Origin of the sequence: Streptococcus mitis, assembly GCF_965111725.1 — a bacterium.
Lineage (GTDB): Bacteria > Bacillota > Bacilli > Lactobacillales > Streptococcaceae > Streptococcus > Streptococcus mitis_DV.
Map to the genome: position 1 here is coordinate 334,180 of NZ_OZ217341.1, position 25,279 is coordinate 359,458.

A 25,279-nucleotide genomic window follows, 5' to 3' on the forward strand; every position below is an offset into this window, starting at 1 on the left:
TTGTTTAGTCTTGAGAGGTCTTGTGGGGCCTTAGCTCAGCTGGGAGAGCGCCTGCTTTGCACGCAGGAGGTCAGCGGTTCGATCCCGCTAGGCTCCATTGGTGAGAGATCACCAAGTAATGCACATTGAAAATTGAATATCTATATCAAATAGTAACAAGAAAATAAACCGAAAACGCTGTAGTATTAATAAGAGTTTATGACTGAAAGGTCAGAAAAATAAGGTTAAGTTAATAAGGGCGCACGGTGGATGCCTTGGCACTAGGAGCCGAAGAAGGACGTGACAAACGACGATATGCCTTGGGTAGCTGTAAGTAAGCGATGATCCAGGGATTTCCGAATGGGGGAACCCAACAGGTACTACCTGTTACCCACATCTGTTAAGGATGTGAGGAGGAAGACGCAGTGAACTGAAACATCTAAGTAGCTGCAGGAAGAGAAAGCAAAAGCGATTGCCTTAGTAGCGGCGAGCGAAACGGCAGGAGGGCAAACCGAAGAGTTTACTCTTCGGGGTTGTAGGACTGCGATATGGACTCAAAGATTATAGAAGAATGATTTGGGAAGATCAGCCAAAGAGAGTAATAGCCTCGTATTTAAAATAGTCTTTGTACCTAGCAGTATCCTGAGTACGGCGGGACACGTGAAATCCCGTCGGAATCTGGGAGGACCATCTCCCAACCCTAAATACTCCCTAGTGACCGATAGTGAACCAGTACCGTGAGGGAAAGGTGAAAAGCACCCCGGGAGGGGAGTGAAATAGAACCTGAAACCGTGTGCCTACAACAAGTTCGAGCCCGTTAATGGGTGAGAGCGTGCCTTTTGTAGAATGAACCGGCGAGTTACGTTATGATGCGAGGTTAAGTTGAAGAGACGGAGCCGTAGGGAAACCGAGTCTGAACAGGGCGAATTAGTATCATGACGTAGACCCGAAACCATGTGACCTACCCATGAGCAGGTTGAAGGTGCGGTAAGACGCACTGGAGGACCGAACCAGGGCACGTTGAAAAGTGCTTGGATGACTTGTGGGTAGCGGAGAAATTCCAAACGAACTTGGAGATAGCTGGTTCTCTCCGAAATAGCTTTAGGGCTAGCGTCGACATTAGAGATTCTTGGAGGTAGAGCACTGTTTGGGTGAGGGGTCCATCCCGGATTACCAATCTCAGATAAACTCCGAATGCCAATGAATTATGGTCGGCAGTCAGACTGCGAGTGCTAAGATCCGTAGTCGAAAGGGAAACAGCCCAGACCACCAGCTAAGGTCCCAAAATAATTGTTAAGTGGAAAAGGATGTGGGGTTGCACAGACAACTAGGATGTTAGCTTAGAAGCAGCTATTCATTCAAAGAGTGCGTAATAGCTCACTAGTCGAGTGACCCTGCGCCGAAAATGTACCGGGGCTAAAACAATTTACCGAAGCTGTGGATACCTTTATAGGTATGGTAGGAGAGCGTTCTATGTGTGATGAAGGTGTACCGTGAGGAGCGCTGGAACGCATAGAAGTGAGAATGCCGGTATGAGTAGCGAAAGACAGGTGAGAATCCTGTCCACCGTAAGACTAAGGTTTCCAGGGGAAGGCTCGTCCGCCCTGGGTTAGTCGGGACCTAAGGAGAGACCGAAAGGTGTATCCGATGGACAACAGGTTGATATTCCTGTACTAGAGTATGTAGTGATGGAGGGACGCAGTAGGCTAACTAAAGCAGACGATTGGAAGTGTCTGTCTAAGCAGTGAGGTGTGAACTGAGTTAAATGCTTAGTTCTATAACATTGAGCTGTGATGGGGAGCGAAGTTTAGTAGCGAAGTTAGTGACGTCACACTGCCAAGAAAAGCTTCTAGCGTTTAAACATACTCTACCCGTACCGCAAACCGACACAGGTAGTCGAGGCGAGTAGCCTCAGGTGAGCGAGAGAACTCTCGTTAAGGAACTCGGCAAAATGACCCCGTAACTTCGGGAGAAGGGGTGCTGACTTTACGTCAGCCGCAGTGAATAGGCCCAAGCAACTGTTTATCAAAAACACAGCTCTCTGCTAAATCGTAAGATGATGTATAGGGGGTGACGCCTGCCCGGTGCTGGAAGGTTAAGAGGAGTGCTTAGCGTAAGCGAAGGTATGAATTGAAGCCCCAGTAAACGGCGGCCGTAACTATAACGGTCCTAAGGTAGCGAAATTCCTTGTCGGGTAAGTTCCGACCCGCACGAAAGGCGTAATGATTTGGGCACTGTCTCAACGAGAGACTCGGTGAAATTTTAGTACCTGTGAAGATGCAGGTTACCCGCGACAGGACGGAAAGACCCCATGGAGCTTTACTGCAGTTTGATATTGAGTGTCTGTACCACATGTACAGGATAGGTAGGAGTCTATGAGATCGGGACGCCAGTTTCGAAGGAGACGTTGTTGGGATACTACCCTTGTGTTATGGCCACTCTAACCCAGATAGGTGATCCCTATCGGAGACAGTGTCTGACGGGCAGTTTGACTGGGGCGGTCGCCTCCTAAAAGGTAACGGAGGCGCCCAAAGGTTCCCTCAGAATGGTTGGAAATCATTCGCAGAGTGTAAAGGTATAAGGGAGCTTGACTGCGAGAGCTACAACTCGAGCAGGGACGAAAGTCGGGCTTAGTGATCCGGTGGTTCCGTATGGAAGGGCCATCGCTCAACGGATAAAAGCTACCCTGGGGATAACAGGCTTATCTCCCCCAAGAGTTCACATCGACGGGGAGGTTTGGCACCTCGATGTCGGCTCGTCGCATCCTGGGGCTGTAGTCGGTCCCAAGGGTTGGGCTGTTCGCCCATTAAAGCGGCACGCGAGCTGGGTTCAGAACGTCGTGAGACAGTTCGGTCCCTATCCGTCGCGGGCGTAGGAAATTTGAGAGGATCTGCTCCTAGTACGAGAGGACCAGAGTGGACTTACCGCTGGTGTACCAGTTGTCTTGCCAAAGGCATCGCTGGGTAGCTATGTAGGGAAGGGATAAACGCTGAAAGCATCTAAGTGTGAAACCCACCTCAAGATGAGATTTCCCATGATTATATATCAGTAAGAGCCCTGAGAGATGATCAGGTAGATAGGTTAGAAGTGGAAGTGTGGCGACACATGTAGCGGACTAATACTAATAGCTCGAGGACTTATCCAAAGTAACTGAGAATATGAAAGCGAGAGGTTTTCTTGGTTTGAATAGATATTCAATTTTGAGTAGGTATTACTCAGAGTTAAGTGACGATAGCCTAGGAGATACACCTGTACCCATGCCGAACACAGAAGTTAAGCCCTAGAACGCCGGAAGTAGTTGGGGGTTGCCCCCTGTGAGATATGGAAGTCGCTTAGCTCTAGGGAGTTTAGCTCAGCTGGGAGAGCATCTGCCTTACAAGCAGAGGGTCAGCGGTTCGATCCCGTTAACTCCCAAAGGTCCCGTAGTGTAGCGGTTATCACGTCGCCCTGTCACGGCGAAGATCGCGGGTTCGATTCCCGTCGGGACCGTTTAAGATAACGGAAGTTATTTTAGACTCGTTAGCTCAGTTGGTAGAGCAATTGACTTTTAATCAATGGGTCACTGGTTCGAGCCCAGTACGGGTCATATATGCGGGTTTGGCGGAATTGGCAGACGCACCAGATTTAGGATCTGGCGCTTAACGGCGTGGGGGTTCAAGTCCCTTAACCCGCATTAAGATATAATAAATGAGCCGGCTTAGCTCAGTTGGTAGAGCATCTGATTTGTAATCAGAGGGTCGCGTGTTCAAGTCATGTAGCCGGCATTTTTAGATAGAAGAAAACAGTGCGAACGTAGTTCAGTGGTAGAACACCACCTTGCCAAGGTGGGGGTCGCGGGTTCGAATCCCGTCGTTCGCTTAGAGAGGCCGGGGTGGCGGAACTGGCAGACGCACAGGACTTAAAATCCTGCGATTGGTAACGATCGTACCGGTTCGATTCCGGTCCTCGGCATAATATAATGAGCACCCTTAGCTCAACTGGATAGAGTACCTGACTACGAATCAGGCGGTTAGAGGTTCGACTCCTCTAGGGTGCATTTTTCTATTTAACTCGGGAAGTAGCTCAGCTTGGTAGAGTACTTGGTTTGGGACCAAGGTGTCGCAGGTTCGAATCCTGTCTTCCCGATTCATGGCGGTGTAGCTCAGCTGGCTAGAGCGTCCGGTTCATACCCGGGAGGTCGGGGGTTCGATCCCCTTCGCCGCTATAAAGATCTTGTTGGACCTTTAGCTCAGCTGGTTAGAGCTCTCGGCTCATAACCGAGTGGTCGTAGGTTCAAGTCCTACAAGGTCCATTTGAATATTGGAGGATTACCCAAGTCCGGCTGAAGGGAACGGTCTTGAAAACCGTCAGGCGTGTAAAAGCGTGCGTGGGTTCGAATCCCACATCCTCCTTTTTATTAACGCGGGATGGAGCAGCTCGGTAGCTCGTCGGGCTCATAACCCGAAGGTCGTAGGTTCAAATCCTGCTCCCGCAATAAGGCTCGGTAGCTCAGTTGGTAGAGCAATGGATTGAAGCTCCATGTGTCGGCGGTTCGATTCCGTCTCGCGCCATTTTTACTTATAGTATGTATGCGGGTGTAGTTTAGTGGTAAAACTACAGCCTTCCAAGCTGTTGTCGCGAGTTCGATTCTCGTCACCCGCTTTGAACTTTGTTCAAATTACCAAGTTTTTTAACTTGGGCGCGTAGCTCAGGTGGTTAGAGCGCACGCCTGATAAGCGTGAGGTCGGTGGTTCGAGTCCACTCGTGCCCATTAATTGGAGAATTACTCAAGAGGCTGAAGAGGACGGTTTGCTAAATCGTTAGGTCGGGTAACTGGCGCAAGGGTTCGAATCCCTTATTCTCCGTTTTAATGAGAGTTTGTAACTCTCTTTTTTACTTTTAGAAACAATAAAACTTCAGATCTGTAAAACTTAATTGCATTACTAATCTGAAGTTATTTTTATATCGTTTATATTATAATTGTGTTATTTTACTTCCAACTATTGAGAGAAATTTCGCCACTATTTAGCCAGATTTCTTTTCCGTTATCACATTGAATTAAAAGTTTTCCATTTTCTGAGATGTCTTTAGCAAGTCCCTTGTGGTCTTTTTGATCTAGTGTGAAAGTAACTTCTTTTCCTAGAACGAATGACTGTTTTTTATATAGGTATAATAGATCCTCTGCTGGTGTTTCGAAGAAAGCACGCCAGATTTCTATGATCAATTCATTCCTTGTTATAGGAGCTGTAGTTTTAAATAAGCTAGCAGCTTTTTCTTTTAATTCTTGTGGGAAATCATTAATAGTAAAGTTGATTCCTACTCCAATAATGATATCTGTGACTAAGCCTGTTTCTACAGAGGTCATGGCCTCTGTAAGGATTCCTCCAATTTTATGATTGTTTAGATAGATATCATTGACCCATTTTATGTCGACATCTATTAAAGTTAGGTTCTTAATGGCTTTGTAGATAGCTCCGGCTACAAGTAGTGTGTAGAATGGTAATTTGTCGTAAGGAAGATTTGGTTTGAGATGGAGTGTCATATAAATGCCACCTTGTGGTGAGTAGAAAGAACGTTGAAATCGACCTCGGCCTGCTGTTTGATAGGAAGCTAGATAGAGGGTGTTTGCTTCATTCCCTAAATCAATTGCTTCTTTTGCATCGAGTTGTGTTGATTTTGTTTCGGGTTTAAAACTGACTTTAATTGGAAGATTTTCTTCTAGGATCTCTGGAAGAATAAGGTCACCATTCATCAGTTTATATCCTTTGTTTTTGATACTATCAATTTCAATGCCTTCTTGTTCTAGACGCCTGATGGCTTTCCAAATTGATGTTCGGCTGAGGGATAGTTCTTCTGCTATTTTTTCTCCGCTGATATAGTCGTTTTCTTTAGCTAGAATCTGATAGACAGCTTGGTAGGATTTCATAGTGTTTCCTTTCTCACTAGTTGGTATTGAGAGTATTCTTTTCTTGTTTGACTTGGAGTCTGATTAAAGTATTGTTTATAAGCTTTTGAAAAATGGAGTGGATCTGAAAAACCTACCGAATATGCAATTACTTTGATAGACTCTTGGGTATTTTCGAGAAGTTGTTTAGCTCGGTGCATTCGAACGTAGAGTAGGTATTCTTTGGGTGATAAGGTATTAAATTCTTTGAATACGCTTGATAAGTAGCTTCTGTGAACGGATAGTTCTTTTGCTAAATCTTGAATTGTAAGTGATTGAGGATAGTGGCTATCAATTAATCGTTTGCATTCAAGATAGAGTTGGTGGGTTGATGAAATATTCTTTTTTTTCTGATTGGGAGCAATAGTTCCCAGATGAAACATCAGTTCATGAAGTTGTCCCATGATATGGAGTTGAGCTAATTCACTTGATTTTGTAATCTGAGCGAAGCGGACAATGTCTGAGATGAGTTTTGCAGTAGTCTGGGTATGACAAGTTTCAGATTGGATGAGATAAGATTGATCAGAAATTTGAGAAAGAGCAAAATAATCAGGGGCTTTCCCTCCAGTGATTCCTAACCAGTAGTAGGCCCAAGGTTCTTTACTATCTGCTTGATAAAAGGTTAGTTCCTCTGGTTTTAATAGAAAGAAATCTCCTTCTTTTAAATCAACAATTTTACCCTTGTAATGAAATTTTCCTTGTCCTTTAGTAATGTAATGTAGGACGTATGTATCACGAATGGCTGGACCAAAAGAGTAATTAGGTGTGCATTCCTCATATCCATAAAAGCTTAGGGCAAGGTCGATTGTTCCAGTCTGGTATTCTGAAAAAACTAACATGTGCTACCTCCTACCTAACATTTTACCATATTCTTGAGACATTTTTCTATTTTGGAAAGCGATTTCAGGTGATAAAATATAATCAATAAAGTGATGAGGTGAAGTAAATGGGAGTTAGGATAGAGAATAATCTATTTTATGTTGAGAGTAAAAATCTAAGTTTGATTATTGAAAATCGAAATGGCTACTTACTTTTGAAACATTTAGGAAAGACTATTAAGAACTATAAAGGTTCCAATAGTGTTTATGAACGAGACCATGCCTTTTCAGGAAATCCAACGGCTACTAATCGAACCTTTAGTTTAGATACTCAGCGACAGATTTTTGGGCAACATGGCTTAGGAGATTTTAGGAAACCAACTATACAGGTTCAGCACGATGCAACTGAGGTAACAGATTTTCGTTTTATAGAAGCAAAGATTCTAAAAGGTCAAAATGGTCCACAGGGCTTACCTTCTCCACATAGCATGGACGATACAGAGACTCTTGTCTTAATGTTAGAAGATTCTAAGGCTCAACTTAGTCTGACTTTGTATTATACTGCTTTTGATAACAATGCGACAATTGCTAGCTACAGTAAATTAGTGAATAATAGTAATCAGGAAGTTGTTATCCATAAAGATTTTTCTTTTATGGCTGATGTTCCAGCTGCAGATTACGAAATCGTAACTTTTCAGGGAGCTTATGCTCGTGAAAAGACTGTCAGACGTCAACAGGTAGAACAAGGAATCTTTTCGATTAGTTCGAACCGTGGGGCTTCTGGTCATGCTCAAACACCAGCTCTTCTACTATGTGATCAAGGAGTCACAGAGGATGCAGGGAATGTGTTTGCTATTCAACTAATGTATAGTGGAAACTTTGAAGCTTTTGTTCAAAAGAATCAATTGAATGAAGTTCGGCTGGCTATTGGGATTAATCCGGAAAACTTTTCTTGGAAGTTAGACCCTGAGGAATACTTTGAAACACCGGTAGCTTTAGTGACCCATTCAGATCAGGGATTAACTGGTGTTAGTCATGAAAGTCAGAATTTTGTACTGAAGCACATTATGCCAAGTAACTTTTCTAAAAAAGAACGTCCAATTCTAATCAATAACTGGGAAGCAACTTACTTTGACTTTCAGAGAGAAAAACTGTTAGAGTTGGCAGATGAGGCTAAGAAAGTTGGCATTGAACTTTTTGTGTTAGATGATGGTTGGTTTGGCAATCGCTTTGATGATAATCGTGCTTTAGGTGACTGGAGTGTGAATGAGAAAAAACTGGGTGGAAGTCTTGAAAGTCTGATTTCAGCTATCCACGAAAGAGGTTTGCAGTTTGGGCTTTGGTTAGAACCTGAGATGATTTCTGTAGATAGTGATTTGTATCGTAAACATCCTGACTGGGCTATTCAGGTTCCTGGCTATGAGCATACCTATTCTAGGAATCAATTAGTACTTAATCTTGCCAATCCTCAGGTAGTAGAATACTTGAAAAATGTCTTAGATCAACTCCTATCTTATCATGAGATTGATTACATTAAATGGGATATGAATCGTAATATTACTAACCTAGGAAATGGCTTTACTTATCTAGAAATACAGATGCAATCTCATCAGTACATGTTGGGGCTTTATGAACTTGTCGCTTATCTGACAGAGAAGCACAGCCATATTCTCTTTGAGTCCTGCTCTGGTGGTGGTGGACGAAATGATCTTGGTATGATGCGCTATTTCCCACAAGTCTGGGCTAGTGATAATACAGATGCTATTGCACGTTTACCAATTCAATACGGTTCATCTCATCTCTATCCAACCATTTCTATGGGGGCTCATGTGTCAGCAGTACCGAATCATCAGATGGGGCGAACGACACCATTAGAAACACGTGGTCATGTAGCAATGATGGGAAATTTGGGATATGAGCTTGATTTGACAAGTTTATCAGATGAAGAGAAAGTTGAGATTGCTAATCAGGTGAACTTGTATAAAGAATTACGACCAGTAGTTCAGTTAGGACAACAGTATAGACTAATTAATCCTGATACTGCATCCAATGAAGCAGCTGTACAATTTAATTACAACAATCAAACGATTGTAACCTACGTTCGCGTTTTGTCAGTTGTAGAGACCATGGAAACAACTTTAAAGTTAAAAGATTTGGATGAAGAGGGACTGTATGAATTACAGGAAAATGGAGTAGTTTACTCAGGTGCAGAACTCATGTATGCAGGCGTAACTGTTATCTTATCCCAAGGAGATTTTTTGAGTAAACAGTATATTTTTAGAAGACTATAATAAGGGTGTATAAATTTATAAAGGAGGCTTTCCAATGAAATGGTATAAGAAAGCAGGTTTTCTTTTAGTCGCTGGGGCTAGTTTACTAGGCCTAGCAGCTTGTGGTCAGAATAATCAATCGACTGATGGAAAGGTAACGATTGAATTTTTTAACCAGAAGACTGAAATGGCGGATACTTTGCAAAAAATTGTAGATAATTTTGAAAAGGATCATCCTACTATTGATGTAAAACTGACGACTGTTCCGGCAGCTGGAATTGTTCTGAAGACTCGGATTTTATCAGGAGATGTTCCAGATATTGTTAATATCTATCCTCAAAATATGGATTTTCAGGAGTGGGCAAAAGCAGGTTACTTTGCAGATATGACAGGGAAGTCCTATCTTGAGAATATTAAGAATGACTATGCAGAAAAGTATGCAATCAATAACAAGATTTATAGTGTGCCTTTAACTGCTAACCTTTATGGAATCTATTACAATAAAACAAAGTTTAAAGAATTAGGACTTGAGGAACCGAAGACTTTTAAAGAGTTTCAAGAGATTGTTAAAAAGATAAAAGATAGTGGGAATTCTCCGTTTGCAGTTGCAGGCAATGAGGGATGGACATTAAATGGTTACCACCAACTTTCGCTCATTACTATTACAGGCAGTGGAGACGCAGCTAATAACTATCTTCGCTTTTCAAAACCAAACGCTATCTCTGCAGATGATGCTATTTTAAAATCAGATGCAGAACGACTCGATTTGTTGGCAGACAATGCTCAAGATGGATGGCGTGGTGCCTCTTATAATGATGCGGTGGTAGCATTCTCGAATGAAAAAGCCTTGATGATGCCACAAGGGTCGTGGGCATTAGCGGCAATTAATCAACAGGATCCAAAATTTGATGTGGGGATGTTTGCCTTTCCAGGAGAAGAAGTAGGAAAAGAAGTCACTGTTGGTGCAGGGGACATGGCACTATCAACTTCAGCTACTACCAAACATCCTAAAGAAACCGAAGAATTTATCAGCTATATGACTAGTCCAAAAGCTATGCAAGCATATTATGATGTGGATGGATCACCAGTTGCTGTGAAAGGTATACAGGAAAAAGAAGATTCAGCACTTGCAGAGATTTCTAAACTAGCATTTACGGATAAACATTATGTTTGGTTGGGTCAACACTGGAATTCTGAAGAAGATTTTTTCAATCTAAGTGCAGGTTACTTGATGGATAAAAATCTGAAAAATATGGCAAACAATCTCAATGCTTTCTTTAATCCAATGAAGGCGGATTTGGACTAGAATAGGAGTTAAGATGATATGGCTATCCGAAAAATTTTAAATAAATACTGGGGTTGGACTTTTTTGCTCATCCCGCTTGCATTACAAGCTATCTTCTTTTACTTTCCGATGGTACAAGGTGCTTTCTATAGTTTGACTAACTGGACTGGATTGACCTATAATTATAAATTTGTTGGTCTGAATAACTACAAATTGCTGATGATTGATGGGAAATTCTTCACAGCCATTGCTTTTACTTTGATTTTAACCCTGGCATTGATTATTGGAGAGATTACAATTGGGATGGTTGTGGCTCGAGCCTTAAATTCTAAGATGAAAGGGCAGACCTTCTTTAGAGCATGGTTCTTTTTCCCAGCGGTTTTGTCTGGTTTGACAGTTTCCTTGATTTTTAAACAATTCTTCAACTATGGTCTTCCAACGATTGGAAAAATTTTAGGGATTGGTTTTTTACAAGAAAGTCTATTAGGAACACCAATCGGAGCGGTAGTGGCAACTATTTTTGTTCTTCTATGGCAAGGAGTAGCAATGCCAATTATTCTCTTTCTTGCTGGTCTTCAGAGTATTCCAAGTGATATTTTGGAGGCGGCATCAATTGATGGTGCAACAAGCAAACAAACTTTTTGGAAAATTGAATTACCATATTTGCTACCAACGATTTCTATGGTTTTTATCCTAGCTCTTAAGTCCGGTTTGACTGCCTTTGACCAAATTTTTGCCTTGACGAGTGGTGGTCCTAATAATGCTACAACGTCTCTTGGTCTTTTAGTCTACAACTATGCCTTCAAGAGTAATCAATATGGATATGCGAATGCAATTGCCTTGATTTTATTCTTAATTATTGGAATTGTTTCTCTGATCCAAATCAAACTATCAAAGAAATTTGAAATCTAATTTGGGAGTCTTACACATGAAAAAAGAAGAAAAATTGAATCAGTTTTGGAAGTATGTCCTCTTGATAGTAGGTGGTATTCTCATACTTGTTCCTTTGTTGGTAACGGTTTTTAGTTCCTTCAAGACAACCAAGGATATCATGAATCATTTCTTTGGTTTGCCCAATCCTTTTACATTAAGCAATTATGAACGATTGGTTTCGGATGGGATTGGAGGCTATTTCTGGAATTCAGCTGTTATTACGGTGTTATCATTGATTGTAGTAGCCTTCTTTATACCAGCTGCAGCCTATTCCATTGCTCAAAATATGTCCAAGAAAAAAGCCTTTGCAATTATGTATTCGCTCTTGATCTTAGGGATATTTGTTCCATTTCAGGTGATTATGATTCCTATCACAGTTATGATGAGCAAACTAGGCCTGGCAAATATGTGGGGGTTGGTACTACTCTATCTAACTTATGCAATTCCACAGACTCTCTTCTTGTATGTTGGTTATATTAAAATCAGTGTATCAGATAGTTTAGATGAAGCTGCAGAAATTGATGGGGCTGATCGATTTACAACTTACCGTCGAATTATCTTTCCAATGCTGAAGCCCATGCATGCTACAACTTTGATTATCAATGCATTATGGTTCTGGAATGACTTTATGTTGCCATTGTTGATTTTGAATAAGGATTCCAAGCTGTGGACTTTGCCTCTCTTCCAGTACAACTACCAAGGTCAGTATTTTAATGACTATGGGCCAAGTTTTGCATCCTATATTGTGGGAATTGTAACAATAACTGTCGTCTACCTCATCTTCCAAAAACATATTATTTCAGGAATGAGCAACGGGGCAGTGAAGTAAGAAGAACTCATGGAATCTATAGTCTCTGACACAGAGGAAGGGTTCAGCTTGTTGATAATTCCATATAGAAAACAAGAAAGTAGTACTTAGTTTATCACAGTCTATATTAGTACGAGTTTGATGATAAACAGAGATTTAATACTCAATGAAAATCAAAGAGCAAACTAGGAAGCTAGCCGCAGGTTGCTCAAAGCACAGCTTTGAGGTTGCAGATAAAGCTGACGTGGTTTGAAGAGATTTTCAAAGAGTATAATATGAATTTGATTTACGAAGCCAAGTCATATGAGACTTGGCTTCAATTAGAAAAAGGAGAGTAATGATGCCAATTCAGAATAAAACTATGTTGATTACCTATTCAGATAGTCTGGGAAATAATCTTAAAGACTTATATGAGAATTTGGAAGAGCATTTTGGAGATGCTATTGGGGGAGTTCACCTTCTACCATTTTTCCCATCAACAGGTGATCGTGGATTTGCGCCAGTTGACTACGACGAAGTGGATTCAGCTTTTGGTGATTGGGAGGATGTTAAGCGTTTAGGTGAGAAATATTATCTTATGTTTGACTTTATGATTAATCATATTTCTCGTCAATCTAAGTATTATAAGGACTATCAAGAAAAACATGAAGCCAGTGAATTTAAAGATCTCTTTTTAAACTGGGATAAGTTTTGGCCGGAAAACCGTCCGACACAGTCTGATGTAGATTTAATTTACAAGCGTAAGGATCGTGCACCAAAGCAAGAGATTGTGTTTGAAGATGGTTCAGTGGAACATTTGTGGAATACCTTTGGTGAGGAGCAGATTGATCTTGATGTGACCAAAGAAGTAACGATGGAATTTATCCGTAAGACCATTCAGCACTTGGCAAGTAATGGGTGTGATTTGATTCGCTTAGATGCCTTTGCTTATGCAGTGAAGAAATTGGATACCAATGATTTCTTTGTGGAACCAGATATTTGGGATTTATTGGACAAAGTTCGAGATATCGCTGCTGAGTATGGGACAGAGCTCTTACCTGAGATTCATGAACATTATTCGATTCAGTTTAAAATAGCGGACCATGATTACTACGTTTACGATTTTGCTCTTCCAATGGTGACACTTTATACTCTTTACAGTTCCAGAACAGAGCGTTTGGCTAAGTGGTTAAAGATGAGCCCAATGAAGCAATTTACGACGCTAGATACCCATGATGGGATTGGAGTAGTAGATGTCAAGGCTATCCTGACTGATGAGGAAATTGACTATGCTTCAAATGAACTCTATAAGGTTGGAGCGAATGTCAAACGTAAGTACTCCAGTGCAGAGTATAACAATTTAGATATCTACCAAATCAATTCAACCTACTATTCTGCGCTTGGAGATGATGATGTCAAGTATTTTCTCGCTCGTCTAATTCAAGCTTTTGCCCCAGGCATTCCTCAGGTCTACTATGTAGGTCTATTAGCAGGCAAGAATGATTTGAAATTATTAGAAGAAACTAAAGAAGGTCGAAATATTAATCGTCATTACTATAGCAATGAGGAAATAGCAGAAGAAGTCCAACGTCCTGTGGTGAAGGCCCTTCTCAATCTATTTTCTTTCCGTAATCGATCAGTAGCATTTGATTTAGAAGGGACTATTGACATTGAAACACCAACAGCCCACAGCATTGTAATCAAACGTCAAAATAAAGATAAGTCCGTAACAGCAGTAGCAGAAATTGATTTGCAAAATCAGACTTATCGGGTAATTGAAAACGGAATTGAAGTAACATTTTGAAGCCTTGATATGGTTGATAAAATAGGGTTTTTATTTTAGAAAACGTTTCCTTTGTTTTCAAATTGCTAAAAAAGTGGTACAATATAGGATAGCTTACTATTATCTGAATCAACTGATTTGGAGAGAAAGGATTCATTTTGAAATCAATAGGCTTTATTGAAAAGCTGAAAGGGTTGTCTAGTAAAGAGCTGATTTTATTGGGAATTATCCTGAGTATCTTTTTACCCTTTTATCTTTTTGTAGTTGTATTCTGTTTATATATTATCAGTTTAATTTTTACAGGAGACATGAAAAGTATTCTTCAGAAAATGGGGGAGCATCCGATGCTGCTTCTTTTTCTTGGCTATAGTACTGTAATATCCATTTTTGCACAAAATTGGATGGGTCTTGTGGCTTCAGTAGGAATGTTTCTATTTACTGTTTTCTTTTTGCATTATCAGTCGATTTTATCACATAAATTCTTTCGATTGATTTTGCAGCTCGTCTTGTTTGGTAGTGTATTATCAGCTGCTTTTGCGAGTTTAGAACATTTCCAAATTGTAAAGAAATTTAACTATGCTTTTCTTTCACCCAATATGCAGGTGTGGCATCAGAATCGTGCAGAAGTGACCTTCTTTAATCCTAATTATTATGGAATTATTTGTTGTTTCTGTATCATGATTGCCTTCTATCTGTTTACAACGACCAAGTTGAATTGGTTGAAAGTATTCTGTGTGATTGCAGGCTTTGTGAATCTCTTTGGTTTGAACTTTACGCAAAATCGAACTGCCTTTCCTGCTATTATCGCTGGAGCCATTATTTATCTCTTTACGACCATTAAAAACTGGAAGGCCTTTTGGCTTAGTATTGGGGTCTTTGCGATTGGCTTGAGTTTCCTTTTTTCCAGTGATTTGGGAGTGCGGATGGGGACTTTAGATTCTTCTATGGAAGAACGCATTTCTATCTGGGATGCTGGGATGGCCTTGTTTAAGCAGAATCCTTTTTGGGGTGAAGGGCCATTGACCTACATGCACTCTTATCCTCGGATAAATGCTCCTTATCATGAACATGCTCATAGTCTTTATATTGATACGATTCTGAGTTACGGAGTTGTGGGGACTATTTTATTAGTTTTGTCTTCTGTTGCTCCTGTTCGCTTGATGATGGATATGAGTCAGGAGTCGGGGAAACGCCCGATTATCGGTCTTTATCTGTCTTTCCTTACAGTGGTTGCTGTGCACGGAATCTTTGACCTGGCCCTCTTCTGGATTCAGTCAGGTTTTATTTTCTTGCTAGTTATGTGCAGTGTTCCATTGGAGCATCGAACCTTGGTATCGGACATGACGGATTAAGTTTATAAGATTGAAATCTTCTACCTTAGGTAGGAGATTTTTTTATACGATGGGCATGTCGTGCATCTGAGGTGTAAGTCCTCTGTAGGGATTCACTACCGGCGAATACAATAGCGCTCCCCAAGCCTGACTATCGTGAGGTAGCGGATTAAAATGGTCTGGGGATAGATCTTTTTAAGTCTGACGCAGGAAATAAGAATTGTCAGAGAAAGCAATAGTGAAATCGTAGGCTATGAACAGGAACGTGATAGTAAGGCGTACATAGTGGATACGGTAGCGAGAATTTTAAAGTATAAAAGATAGTCTTAAACTATATGCGTAAATCACGAAAGTCATTAAATTCGGAATAAGGTTGGTGTGAAAAAGATATAGTAAACTGAATCTTGAATACTAGAATGATACTTCTACAATATTGTTATAATTTAATTTGAATTCCAAAATCACATTGTTCCGTCCGTATTTCGTTTTACTATAGGTCCTTCTAAGCTCCAAAGTTTCTGCGTCAAATTTCCTATTTTCGCTGTAGCCTTTGATACTTCGAACGACAATTTGAATCATATATTCAGAAAAAATGAAAAATTTGTGTTAATAAGGTAAATTCCCAAACTAACTTCCACTGCTAATCCAAGTAGAAGTTAGTCTGATAAAAATCCTAAAAACCAGTGGAAATCCGTGTCAGGGTAAGTTCCACTGGTTTTAAACATGCTTGATTTTATTGCTTTTGTAGCCAAAATGAATCGAAAAAAGAGCGCACAAAATCCCCTCATCTGAAAGCGTTTCAGATTAAGTTCCGCTATGGTGGAAGTTAGTGTGAGACGTTTGAATAGGGTTTTAGGTTAGTTTTTAGAACTTATGTTGGAGTAATTTAGACGACTGACAGACGTCTTCTGCAGGTATTTTAGAAATGCCGAGAAGTTTAGGAATCTCTTCTCCATAGGTAAAGGCAAAGAGTTCATAGGCTGACTTTCCATTCAAAGCAGCACGTTTGACACTGTTGACATGAGAACAAACGAGATTGATGTCCTCTTGGGTTAAATTGTCAAAAGAAGTTCCCTTAGGTAGAATGTCGCGAATCAGCGTGTGATTTTTCTCAATTCTCCCTTTCTGGTCAGAGCGATTAGGGTCACAAAAGAAGAGTTTACTCTCTCCTTGCACATCCATTTCGATATCATCGACCCTGGCAAACTCTCCACCATTATCGGTAAGAATGACAGGAAAGAGTTGGAAGAAGTCTTTGTCAGCTTGGTGAAGAGTGTTCTTGATGTCATAGAGGTGTTTGGTAACCTCAAGGGCAGTTTTATTATCCAGCAGTCTAGCGAAGATAAAGTTACAGAAAGACAGGTTGAAGGTGAGTAGGACTTTACCTCCCATTCTCCCCATAACTGTATCCATTTCTAGCCAAGAGTCTAGTTGATTCAGTGCTAAATAGTTTTGGAAATCCTCATAGTAACGGCCTTTTTTCGCTTCTTTAGGGATGGAAGGTAGCTTACTTTTCCGTCTTTCTTTGAATTTAACGGCTCTGGCTAGGTCAATAGGAGCGATAGATAGGTATCCTTTTCGGATATGTCGATAGACGGTTGAGGAGCTGACATCAAGGTTATGAGTTTTGAGGATATGATAGATGTGTTGTCCCTTTTTAACCCCATCAGAAATGACTTTGTCCATATCCCAGAAGGTCTTGGAATTGAGAGGAGTTCCTTCACGAGATTCAACAAGAGTTTGTTCGTACTGCTTTTGAGCTTGCTTAGCTAGGTAGAAAATTTTTTTAAATCCACAATTTTGTCTTCTTTTAGGGCAACCGTTACAGACAAAGGTAGCCTTATCGAGTAAAGGGCAAGGAAGGTTATGGCATGTAGACTCTCGGACTTGTCTGTTTCGTTTGACTTCTTTGGAAACGGTAGTTGGGTCTTTTAGAATAAGTTGCCCGATAGCTTTGAAGGTTTCACCGCGCTCTAAGCCTAATTGGATATCATTACGGTCTGAAAGGGTAAGGTGTTTATATTTTGTCATAGTAGACCTCATTTCTAACTCAAACGTCTCACACTTAATTCCACCATAAAAATCCGTTTTAGACTAATTTCCACTTTGGTCAGGCAAGTGGAAGTTACTTTGAGAAATTACCTTTGTGTTAATAAGCCTAAATATTCTGAAAATTTGTTTGATTTTTAATGGATAATATGATATAATGGTTGTCAATCTATAATTCACATAAACAGAGGAGTAGAAAATGAAAAAAAGTCGTGTATTTGCTACAGCAGGTCTTGTTTTATTAGCAGCAGGTGTACTTGCAGCATGCAGTTCTTCAAAATCATCTGATTCATCAGCCCCTAAAGCTTATGGCTATATTTATACAGCAGACCCAGAAACCTTGGACTACCTGATTTCAAGTAAAAATAGTACAAAAGTAGTGACTTCAAATGGGATTGATGGTTTATTTACTAATGATAATTACGGAAATCTTACCCCTGCAGTGGCAGAGGATTGGGAAGTCTCTAAGGATGGTTTGACCTACACTTATAAGATTCGTAAAGGGGTTAAATGGTTTACCTCGGATGGAGAAGAATATGCAGAGGTGACGGCTAAAGATTTCGTGAACGGTTTAAAACACGCAGCAGATAAAAAATCAGAAGCTATGTATTTAGCTGAAAATTCGGTTAAAGGCTTGGCAGATTATCTATCAGGAACTTCAACAGATTTTTCAACAGTTGGTGTCAAGGCGGTTGATGATTATACGTTACAATACACTTTGAACCAGCCTGAACCGTTCTGGAACTCTAAGTTGACCTATTCTATTTTCTGGCCTCTGAATGAAGAATTCGAAACATCAAAAGGAAGCGATTTTGCTAAACCAACAGATCCGACATCCTTGCTTTATAATGGGCCATTCTTGTTGAAAGGGTTGACTGCAAAATCTTCTGTAGAGTTTGTAAAAAATGAACAATATTGGGACAAAGAAAACGTCCACCTAGATACTATAAATCTGGCTTACTATGATGGCTCAGATCAGGAGTCGCTAGAGCGTAACTTCACTAGTGGAGCTTATAGTTTTGCTCGTCTTTTCCCTACCAGTTCCAACTACTCTAAGGTTGCAGAAGAATACAAGGACAATATCTATTACACACAACCAGACTCTGGGATTGCTGGTATAGGTGTGAATATTGATCGCCAAAGTTACAACTATACTTCTAAAACTACCGATTCAGAGAAAGCCTCTACTAAGAAGGCATTGCTTAACAAAGATTTCCGTCAAGCCTTGAATTTTGCTTTTGATCGCTCAGCTTACTCTGCTCAAATCAATGGTAAAGATGGAGCAGCTTTAGCAGTTCGTAATTTATTTGTAAAACCAGACTTTGTTTCAGTTGGTGAGAAGACCTTTGGTGATTTAGTCGCTGCTCAACTTCCTGCCTATGGAGATGAGTGGAAAGGTGTGAATTTAGCTGATGGGCAGGATGGTTTATTCAATGCTGACAAGGCCAAGGCAGAATTTGCAAAAGCTAAGAAAACTTTAGAAGCAGACGGCGTTCAGTTCCCTATTCATTTGGATGTTCCAGTAGACCAAGCAGCAAAAGGCTACATATCCCGTATTCAGTCCTTTAAACAATCTGTAGAAACAGTTCTTGGTGCTGAAAATGTCGTGGTTGATATTCAACAAATGACAAGAGATGAATTTCTTAATATCACTTACTATGCTGCTAATGCGTCAGCTGAGGATTGGGATGTATCGGGAGGAGTTTCATGGGGGCCAGACTATCAAGACCCATCTACTTACCTGGATATTTTAAAAACAACTAGCAGTGAAACTACAAAAACATATTTAGGATTTGATAATCCAAATAGCCCTTCAGTAGTTCAAGTTGGTTTGAAAGAATACGATAAATTAGTTGATGAAGCTGCCAAAGAGACAAGCGACTTGAATGTCCGTTATGAAAAATATGCAGCGGCTCAAGCATGGTTGACAGATAGTTCACTCTTTATTCCTGCTATGGCTTCTGCTGGTGCAGCACCGGTGCTTTCACGAGTTGTTCCATTTACTGGAGCTTCTGCGCAAACAGGCTCTAAGGGGTCAGATGTTTACTTCAAATATTTGAAATTACAAGATAAAGCGGTGACTAAGAAAGAGTATGAAAAAGCTCGTGAAAAATGGTTGAAAGAAAAAGCTGAATCAAATGAGAAAGCTCAAAAAGAATTGGCAAGTCATGTGAAGTAAATAATTTCTAATAGAACTTTCTCTCCATGAGGAGAAGGTTCTTTTGGGATTTTTAAAGGAAATAATATGAAAAAATATATTTTTATGCGTGTTTTGCGGTCATTGGTTTCGATTTTCTTAGTAACGACTTTGACCTACACGATTATCTATACCTTGGTTCCTCGAAAATTGATTTTCAAGCAGGATCCTAACTATAATAAAATTGCGACAACGGCTGATAAACGTGATAACTATGAAAATACTGTGTTTGAGCGTATGGGCTACATTGAGTATTACGATACTAAAGAGTTGCAAGAAAAGGCAAGTAGCATGGATTCTTCTGTAACAGTAGAGGCAAATGCGGTCAATAAAGCTATTTATGAAAAGTACATCAATCAATTAGGTCATGGTTGGACTTTGGGAGAATTTACTGAAAGTGGTCAATTTTATGCTACTCGTGAAATTCCCATTTTTGAACGTGTTTTTCACTTCTATGCTAACTTGATTGACATTGACCATACAAATAAAATTCAAGACCCTGAAAATCCAGACTTGAAACGTTACCTTCGCTTCGAAAATGATCCAGCTATCGGATGGTCATTGGTCGGTTCAGGTACTAAACATAAATATCTCTTGTACTTCAACAGTCAGTTCCCATTTGTGCATCAAAACTTTGTGAATATCAATTTAGGTGACTCTTATCCAACCTATGCTAATACACCAGTTCTTCAGGTTATTACTCAAGGTCAAGGACAAACCAAAACTTCTCAAGTTCAGTTCCCAACAGGTAAGAAAACGTCTTCTGTAAATATTTACTCGAGAACCTACAAGTCACCTAGTCAGGCTGACTCTCGTGAAGTAGCTAGCTATGGGAAAGATGATCCTTATACAGCGACTGAAAGTAATTACCAATATCCATCTATGATTGTCAGCTCTGCTATTGCTGGTTTGATTGGTTTGGTGATTTCTTATGCGATTGCCGTGCCACTTGGTTCAGCCATGGCTCGCTTCAAGAACACTTGGATCGATAGCTTCTCAACAGGGGCTTTGACCTTCTTGATGGCACTTCCAACAATCGCCCTTGTTTATATTGTTCGATTGCTTGGTTCCTCAATTGGTTTACCAGATTCATTCCCTATCTTAGGGGCTGGAGATTGGCGTTCTTACGTTTTACCGGCAGTAATCCTTGGTTTGTTGGGTGCTCCTGGTACAGCTATTTGGATTCGTCGTTACATGATTGACTTGCAATCACAAGACTTTGTTCGTTTCGCTCGTGCAAAAGGTTTGTCTGAAAAAGAAATTTCAAACAAACACATCTTTAAAAATGCCATGGTTCCGCTGGTTTCAGGAATTCCTGGTGCTGTTATCGGGGTTATCGGTGGTGCAACCCTTACTGAAACAGTCTTCGCCTTCCCAGGTATGGGTAAAATGTTGATTGACTCTGTAAAAGCATCTAATAACTCTATGGTCGTTGGTCTTGTCTTCATCTTTACATGTATTTCTATCTTCTCACTTCTTTTAGGAGATATTTGGATGACTATTATTGACCCACGTATTAAATTGACTGAGAAAGGAGGCAAATAATGTCTACAATCGATAAAGAAAAATTTCAGTTTGTAAAACGTGACGATTTTGCCTCTGAAACTATTGATGCGCCAGCATATTCTTACTGGAAGTCAGTGTTTAGACAATTTATGAAGAAAAAATCAACTGTAGTCATGTTGGGAATCTTGGTAGCTATCATTTTGATGAGTTTCATCTACCCAATGTTTTCTAAGTTTGATTTCAATGATGTCAGCAAGGTAAACGACTTTAGTGCTCGTTATATCAAGCCAAATGCTGAGCATTGGTTCGGTACAGACAGTAACGGTAAATCTCTTTTTGACGGTGTCTGGTTCGGAGCTCGTAACTCTATCCTCATTTCTGTGATTGCGACAGTGATTAACTTGGTTATCGGTGTTTTTGTCGGTGGTATTTGGGGAATTTCAAAATCAGTTGACCGCGTGATGATGGAAGTTTATAACGTCATCTCAAACATCCCATCTCTTTTGATTGTCATTGTCTTGACTTACTCAATCGGAGCTGGATTCTGGAATCTGATTTTTGCCATGAGTGTGACGACATGGATTGGGATTGCTTTCATGATCCGTGTGCAAATCTTGCGTTACCGTGATTTGGAATACAACTTGGCGTCACGTACTTTGGGAACACCAACCTTGAAGATTGTTGCCAAAAATATCATGCCTCAATTGGTATCTGTTATTGTGACAACCATGACTCAAATGCTTCCAAGCTTTATCTCATACGAAGCCTTCTTGTCTTTCTTCGGTCTTGGATTACCGATTACAGTGCCAAGTTTGGGTCGTTTGATTTCGGATTATTCACAAAACGTAACAACCAATGCTTACTTGTTCTGGATTCCATTGACAACCCTTGTCTTGGTATCCTTGTCCCTTTTCGTAGTTGGTCAAAACTTAGCGGATGCTAGTGATCCACGTACACATAGATAGGAGTAGAAATGACAAAAGAAAAAAATGTAATTTTGACTGCTCGCGATATTGTCGTGGAATTTGACGTTCGTGACAAAGTATTGACAGCCATTCGCGGCATTTCCCTTGAACTAGTTGAAGGAGAAGTATTAGCCTTGGTAGGTGAGTCAGGATCAGGGAAATCTGTTTTGACAAAGACTTTCACAGGTATGCTTGAAGAAAATGGTCGCATTGCCCAAGGAAGTATTGACTACCGTGGTCAGGACTTGACAGCCTTGTCTTCTCATAAAGATTGGGAACAAATTCGTGGTGCTAAGATTGCGACGATCTTCCAGGACCCAATGACTAGTTTGGACCCCATTAAAACAATTGGTAGTCAGATTACAGAAGTTATTGTAAAACACCAAGGAAAAACAGCTAAAGAAGCGAAAGAATTGGCCATTGACTACATGAATAAGGTTGGGATTCCAGACGCAGATAGACGTTTTGATGAATATCCATTCCAATATTCTGGAGGGATGCGTCAACGTATCGTAATTGCTATTGCTCTTGCCTGCCGACCTGATGTTTTGATCTGTGATGAGCCAACAACAGCCTTGGATGTGACCATTCAAGCACAGATTATTGATTTGCTGAAATCATTGCAAAACGAGTACCATTTTACAACAATCTTTATCACCCACGACCTTGGTGTGGTAGCAAGTATTGCGGATAAGGTAGCGGTTATGTATGCAGGAGAAATCGTTGAGTATGGAACTGTTGAGGAAGTCTTCTATGACCCTCGCCATCCATATACATGGAGTCTCTTGTCTAGCTTGCCTCAGCTTGCTGATGATAAAGGGGATCTTTACTCAATCCCAGGAACACCTCCGTCGCTTTATACTGACCTGAAAGGGGATGCCTTTGCCTTGCGTTCAGACTATGCAATGCAGATTGACTTTGAACAAAAAGCTCCTCAATTCTCAGTATCAGAGACACATTGGGCTAAAACTTGGCTGCTTCATGAGGATGCTCCAAAAGTAGAAAAACCAGCTGTGATTGCAAATCTCCACGATAAAATCCGTGAAAAAATGGGATTTGCCCATCTGGAAGACTAGGAGGAAGGAAATGTCTGAAAAATTAGTAGAAATCAAAGATTTAGAAATTTCCTTCGGTGAAGGAAGTAAGAAGTTTGTCGCGGTTAAAAATGCTAACTTCTTTATCAACAAGGGAGAAACTTTCTCGCTTGTAGGTGAGTCCGGTAGTGGGAAAACAACTATTGGTCGTGCGATAATCGGTCTAAATGATACAAGCAATGGAGATATCATTTTTGAGGGTCAAAAGATTAATGGAAAGAAATCGCGTGAACAAGCTGCGGAATTGATTCGTCGAATCCAGATGATTTTCCAAGACCCTGCTGCAAGTTTGAATGAACGTGCGACTGTTGATTATATTATTTCGGAAGGTCTTTACAATCACCATTTGTTTAAGGATGAAGAAGAACGTAAAGAGAAAGTTAAAAATATTATCCGTGAAGTAGGTCTTCTTGCTGAGCACTTGACTCGCTACCCTCATGAATTCTCAGGTGGTCAACGTCAACGTATCGGTATTGCCCGTGCTTTGGTCATGCAACCAGATTTTGTTATTGCGGATGAGCCCATTTCAGCCTTGGACGTTTCTGTTCGTGCCCAAGTCTTGAACTTGCTCAAAAAATTCCAAAAAGAGCTCGGCTTGACCTATCTCTTCATCGCCCATGACTTGTCGGTTGTTCGCTTTATTTCAGATCGTATCGCAGTTATTTACAAGGGTGTTATTGTAGAGGTTGCAGAAACAGAAGAATTGTTTAACAATCCAATTCATCCATATACTCAAGCCTTACTTTCAGCGGTACCAATTCCAGATCCAATCTTGGAACGTAAGAAGGTCTTGAAGGTTTACGACCCAAGTCAACACGACTATGAGACTGACAAACCATCCATGGTTGAAATCCGTCCAGGTCACTATGTTTGGGCTAACCAAGCCGAATTGGCACGTTATCAACAAGGACTAAACTAATAATGGTTTTATAATTTCCATGACAATTTTTATGGGAATTATAAACCTTTTTTTGTTGGACTGATTTGAAAAACTTTGAAAGCTCCCTGAAAGAATTTTCGAAAAATTTTAAAAAATTCTGAAATATTCTTGACAGGTGATGAAAAAGGTGGTAAGATAGGAAACATCAAAAAAGAAAGCAGAAAAAGAAATGAATAAGAAACAAGCTGTAACGATGAATCAAAACTTTTACTTTAGCTACTTTAGATAGTGTTTGTAGACATGTCACCATGGATGCAAACAGTTCAAGCAATTTGTTTGTATCTATGTGGCTAAGATTTTTGATTGTGGTCCATATAGATGAATATCTAAATGGACTAGCTAAGTTATAACTTGTTAGATTATTTCAAGTATCCGTTTAGATAGTATCTAGGCGGTTTTTTGTTTTATCTTTTCTGAGAAGGAGTTTCATTATGAAAGTTGTTCGAAAATTACTAGCCCCCCTCTTGGTAGTGGGGATTCTCTTGACCTCTCTGATCAGTTTGCATCAGTTGAAGGCAGATAAGAAAAAAGATGTGTTTCGTATCGGTATTTCGCAATTTATTACCCACCAGTCCCTAGATGCTACTAGAGAAGGATTTGTGGATGAACTAGCCAAACAAGGCTATGTGGAGGGGAAAAATATTGAGATTGATTTGCAAAATGCACAGGGAGAGCAAAGAAATCTAAAAACCATTTCCCAGCAGCTAGCAGAATCTAGTGATGTCGTTCTAGCCATCGCAACGCCTTCTGCTCAGAGTTTGGCTAATACAACGCAAACGACACCGGTTATCTTTTCAGCTGTAACAGATCCTGTCAGTGCCAAGCTAGTTGAGTCAAGAGAACATCCTGGGGGCAATGTAACTGGGACAAGCGATCAGTCATCAGATGCCATTTCAACCCAAATCAATTTGATAAAGAAAGTGTTGCCAAAAGCTAAAACAATTGGAATTCTCTATACTCAGAGCGAGCCAAACTCAGTTGTCCAAAAGGATGAAGCTAAGCGTCTTCTGGAAGAAAAAGGCTTTACCGTTGTTGAAAAAACAATCTTGGATAGTAATAACGTCAAGGCTGCGGCAGAGAGCTTGATGACAGAGGTGGATATGGTTTTTGTACCAACAGATAATATCATTTCATCAACCATGGAAACAGTTAAGCAGGTTTCTATTAAACACAAGGTTCCAGTATTTGGTGGTTCAACAGAAATGATTGCTGTTGGTGGCTTGTATAACTACGGAACCAATTATGAAGAATTGGGAAGACAGACAGCAAGAATGCTGGTTCGTGTCTTAAAAGGTGAGAAGCCAGAAAATATAGCAGTTGAGTTGCCTGAAAAGCTGGAATTGCATACAAATCAAGAAATGGCAGATGCACTAGGAATTGATATTAGTAAGTTGGAAGGCAAGGAATAAGGAGGTTTAA

15 protein-coding genes, 18 tRNA genes and 2 rRNA genes are annotated in these 25,279 nt (G+C 40.3%); 32 read left to right on the forward strand and 3 right to left on the reverse strand.

Going from position 1 to position 25,279, the window contains the following annotated elements; genetic code table 11:
* The first annotated feature begins 24 nt into the window (after nt 1–24).
* From ACLV7Q_RS01720 to ACLV7Q_RS01815, 20 genes are all read left to right on the forward strand, one after another.
* Nucleotides 25–97, forward strand: a tRNA-Ala gene (locus ACLV7Q_RS01720).
* Nucleotides 98–222: 125 nt separating this feature from the next.
* Nucleotides 223–3,124, forward strand: a 23S ribosomal RNA gene (locus ACLV7Q_RS01725).
* A gap of 76 nt (nt 3,125–3,200) precedes the next feature.
* Nucleotides 3,201–3,316 (forward strand): 5S ribosomal RNA (gene rrf / locus ACLV7Q_RS01730).
* A 4-nt stretch (nt 3,317–3,320) separates the two neighbouring features.
* Nucleotides 3,321–3,393 (forward strand) — tRNA-Val (locus tag ACLV7Q_RS01735).
* 2 nt (nt 3,394–3,395) lie between these two features.
* Nucleotides 3,396–3,468: transfer RNA gene (locus ACLV7Q_RS01740), tRNA-Asp, on the forward strand.
* 24 nt (nt 3,469–3,492) lie between these two features.
* Nucleotides 3,493–3,565, forward strand: a tRNA-Lys gene (locus tag ACLV7Q_RS01745).
* A gap of 5 nt (nt 3,566–3,570) precedes the next feature.
* Nucleotides 3,571–3,652 (forward strand) — tRNA-Leu (locus ACLV7Q_RS01750).
* Between the two features lie 18 nt (nt 3,653–3,670).
* Nucleotides 3,671–3,743 (forward strand) — tRNA-Thr (locus ACLV7Q_RS01755).
* Nucleotides 3,744–3,765: 22 nt separating this feature from the next.
* Nucleotides 3,766–3,837: transfer RNA gene (locus ACLV7Q_RS01760), tRNA-Gly, on the forward strand.
* A 7-nt stretch (nt 3,838–3,844) separates the two neighbouring features.
* Nucleotides 3,845–3,930: transfer RNA gene (locus ACLV7Q_RS01765), tRNA-Leu, on the forward strand.
* An 11-nt stretch (nt 3,931–3,941) separates the two neighbouring features.
* Nucleotides 3,942–4,015 (forward strand) — tRNA-Arg (locus ACLV7Q_RS01770).
* Between the two features lie 15 nt (nt 4,016–4,030).
* Nucleotides 4,031–4,104, forward strand: a tRNA-Pro gene (locus ACLV7Q_RS01775).
* Between the two features lie 5 nt (nt 4,105–4,109).
* A tRNA-Met gene (locus tag ACLV7Q_RS01780) sits at nt 4,110–4,183 on the forward strand.
* Nucleotides 4,184–4,196: 13 nt separating this feature from the next.
* Nucleotides 4,197–4,270: transfer RNA gene (locus ACLV7Q_RS01785), tRNA-Ile, on the forward strand.
* Nucleotides 4,271–4,280: 10 nt separating this feature from the next.
* Nucleotides 4,281–4,370 (forward strand) — tRNA-Ser (locus ACLV7Q_RS01790).
* 9 nt (nt 4,371–4,379) lie between these two features.
* Nucleotides 4,380–4,453: transfer RNA gene (locus tag ACLV7Q_RS01795), tRNA-Met, on the forward strand.
* A 3-nt stretch (nt 4,454–4,456) separates the two neighbouring features.
* Nucleotides 4,457–4,529, forward strand: a tRNA-Phe gene (locus ACLV7Q_RS01800).
* Between the two features lie 20 nt (nt 4,530–4,549).
* Nucleotides 4,550–4,620 (forward strand) — tRNA-Gly (locus ACLV7Q_RS01805).
* Between the two features lie 35 nt (nt 4,621–4,655).
* Nucleotides 4,656–4,729: transfer RNA gene (locus ACLV7Q_RS01810), tRNA-Ile, on the forward strand.
* Nucleotides 4,730–4,735: 6 nt separating this feature from the next.
* Nucleotides 4,736–4,823: transfer RNA gene (locus ACLV7Q_RS01815), tRNA-Ser, on the forward strand.
* A gap of 125 nt (nt 4,824–4,948) precedes the next feature.
* Here the strand turns inward: ACLV7Q_RS01815 and birA are convergent.
* Together birA and ACLV7Q_RS01825 are read right to left on the reverse strand one after the other, a co-directional pair.
* Nucleotides 4,949–5,884 (reverse strand): bifunctional biotin--[acetyl-CoA-carboxylase] ligase/biotin operon repressor BirA, encoded by a 936-nt coding sequence (gene birA / locus ACLV7Q_RS01820; protein ID WP_218757328.1) that lies wholly within the window; start codon nt 5,882–5,884, stop codon nt 4,949–4,951.
* Nucleotides 5,881–6,741 carry an AraC family transcriptional regulator gene (locus ACLV7Q_RS01825; protein ID WP_218757329.1) on the reverse strand — a complete coding sequence of 287 codons (861 nt, stop codon included), beginning with the start codon at nt 6,739–6,741 and terminating at the stop codon, nt 5,881–5,883. Before ACLV7Q_RS01825 ends, birA begins: the two co-directional genes overlap by 4 nt.
* Before the next feature lie 107 nt (nt 6,742–6,848).
* Between ACLV7Q_RS01825 and ACLV7Q_RS01830 the strand changes: the two genes are divergently transcribed.
* The 6 genes from ACLV7Q_RS01830 (at nt 6,849) to ACLV7Q_RS01855 (ending at nt 15,130) form a co-directional block, all read left to right on the forward strand.
* The gene (locus ACLV7Q_RS01830) at nt 6,849–9,011 is read left to right on the forward strand and encodes an alpha-galactosidase (RefSeq protein WP_218757330.1); all 2,163 of its coding nucleotides are present in this window, start codon (nt 6,849–6,851) and stop codon (nt 9,009–9,011) included.
* Nucleotides 9,012–9,045: 34 nt separating this feature from the next.
* Nucleotides 9,046–10,296, forward strand: coding sequence for an extracellular solute-binding protein (locus ACLV7Q_RS01835; RefSeq protein ID WP_218757331.1), 1,251 nt, complete (start codon nt 9,046–9,048; stop codon nt 10,294–10,296).
* Between the two features lie 18 nt (nt 10,297–10,314).
* Nucleotides 10,315–11,187 carry a carbohydrate ABC transporter permease gene (locus ACLV7Q_RS01840; RefSeq protein WP_218757332.1) on the forward strand — a complete coding sequence of 291 codons (873 nt, stop codon included), beginning with the start codon at nt 10,315–10,317 and terminating at the stop codon, nt 11,185–11,187.
* Between the two features lie 16 nt (nt 11,188–11,203).
* Nucleotides 11,204–12,037, forward strand: coding sequence for a carbohydrate ABC transporter permease (locus tag ACLV7Q_RS01845; protein WP_218757333.1), 834 nt, complete (start codon nt 11,204–11,206; stop codon nt 12,035–12,037).
* Between the two features lie 319 nt (nt 12,038–12,356).
* Nucleotides 12,357–13,799 carry a sucrose phosphorylase gene (gene gtfA / locus ACLV7Q_RS01850; protein ID WP_218757334.1) on the forward strand — a complete coding sequence of 481 codons (1,443 nt, stop codon included), beginning with the start codon at nt 12,357–12,359 and terminating at the stop codon, nt 13,797–13,799.
* 137 nt (nt 13,800–13,936) lie between these two features.
* A complete protein-coding gene (locus ACLV7Q_RS01855; RefSeq protein WP_218757335.1) occupies nt 13,937–15,130 on the forward strand; it encodes an O-antigen ligase family protein in 1,194 nt (397 codons plus the stop codon).
* An 843-nt stretch (nt 15,131–15,973) separates the two neighbouring features.
* Here ACLV7Q_RS01855 and ACLV7Q_RS01860 read toward each other — a convergent pair.
* Nucleotides 15,974–17,140, reverse strand: a complete 1,167-nt coding sequence (locus ACLV7Q_RS01860) for an IS30 family transposase (protein ID WP_218757336.1) — start codon at nt 17,138–17,140, stop codon at nt 15,974–15,976.
* 217 nt (nt 17,141–17,357) lie between these two features.
* On the opposite strand from ACLV7Q_RS01860, the gene ACLV7Q_RS01865 reads away from it, so the two are divergent.
* The 6 genes from ACLV7Q_RS01865 (at nt 17,358) to ACLV7Q_RS01890 (ending at nt 25,269) form a co-directional block, all read left to right on the forward strand.
* Nucleotides 17,358–19,337 carry a peptide ABC transporter substrate-binding protein gene (locus ACLV7Q_RS01865; protein WP_218757337.1) on the forward strand — a complete coding sequence of 660 codons (1,980 nt, stop codon included), beginning with the start codon at nt 17,358–17,360 and terminating at the stop codon, nt 19,335–19,337.
* 66 nt (nt 19,338–19,403) lie between these two features.
* Complete coding sequence (locus tag ACLV7Q_RS01870) at nt 19,404–20,900, forward strand: ABC transporter permease (protein ID WP_218757338.1); 1,497 nt, start codon at nt 19,404–19,406, stop codon at nt 20,898–20,900.
* Complete coding sequence (oppC, locus tag ACLV7Q_RS01875; RefSeq protein ID WP_000103703.1) at nt 20,900–21,826, forward strand: oligopeptide ABC transporter permease OppC; 927 nt, start codon at nt 20,900–20,902, stop codon at nt 21,824–21,826. Before ACLV7Q_RS01870 ends, oppC begins: the two co-directional genes overlap by 1 nt.
* 8 nt (nt 21,827–21,834) lie before the next feature.
* A complete protein-coding gene (locus tag ACLV7Q_RS01880; RefSeq protein WP_218757339.1) occupies nt 21,835–22,902 on the forward strand; it encodes an ABC transporter ATP-binding protein in 1,068 nt (355 codons plus the stop codon).
* Nucleotides 22,903–22,912: 10 nt separating this feature from the next.
* Complete coding sequence (locus ACLV7Q_RS01885; protein WP_042900321.1) at nt 22,913–23,839, forward strand: ATP-binding cassette domain-containing protein; 927 nt, start codon at nt 22,913–22,915, stop codon at nt 23,837–23,839.
* A 452-nt stretch (nt 23,840–24,291) separates the two neighbouring features.
* On the forward strand, nt 24,292–25,269 hold the full coding sequence (locus ACLV7Q_RS01890; protein WP_218757340.1) for an ABC transporter substrate binding protein: 978 nt from the start codon (nt 24,292–24,294) through the stop codon (nt 25,267–25,269).
* Nucleotides 25,270–25,279 lie beyond the last annotated feature (10 nt).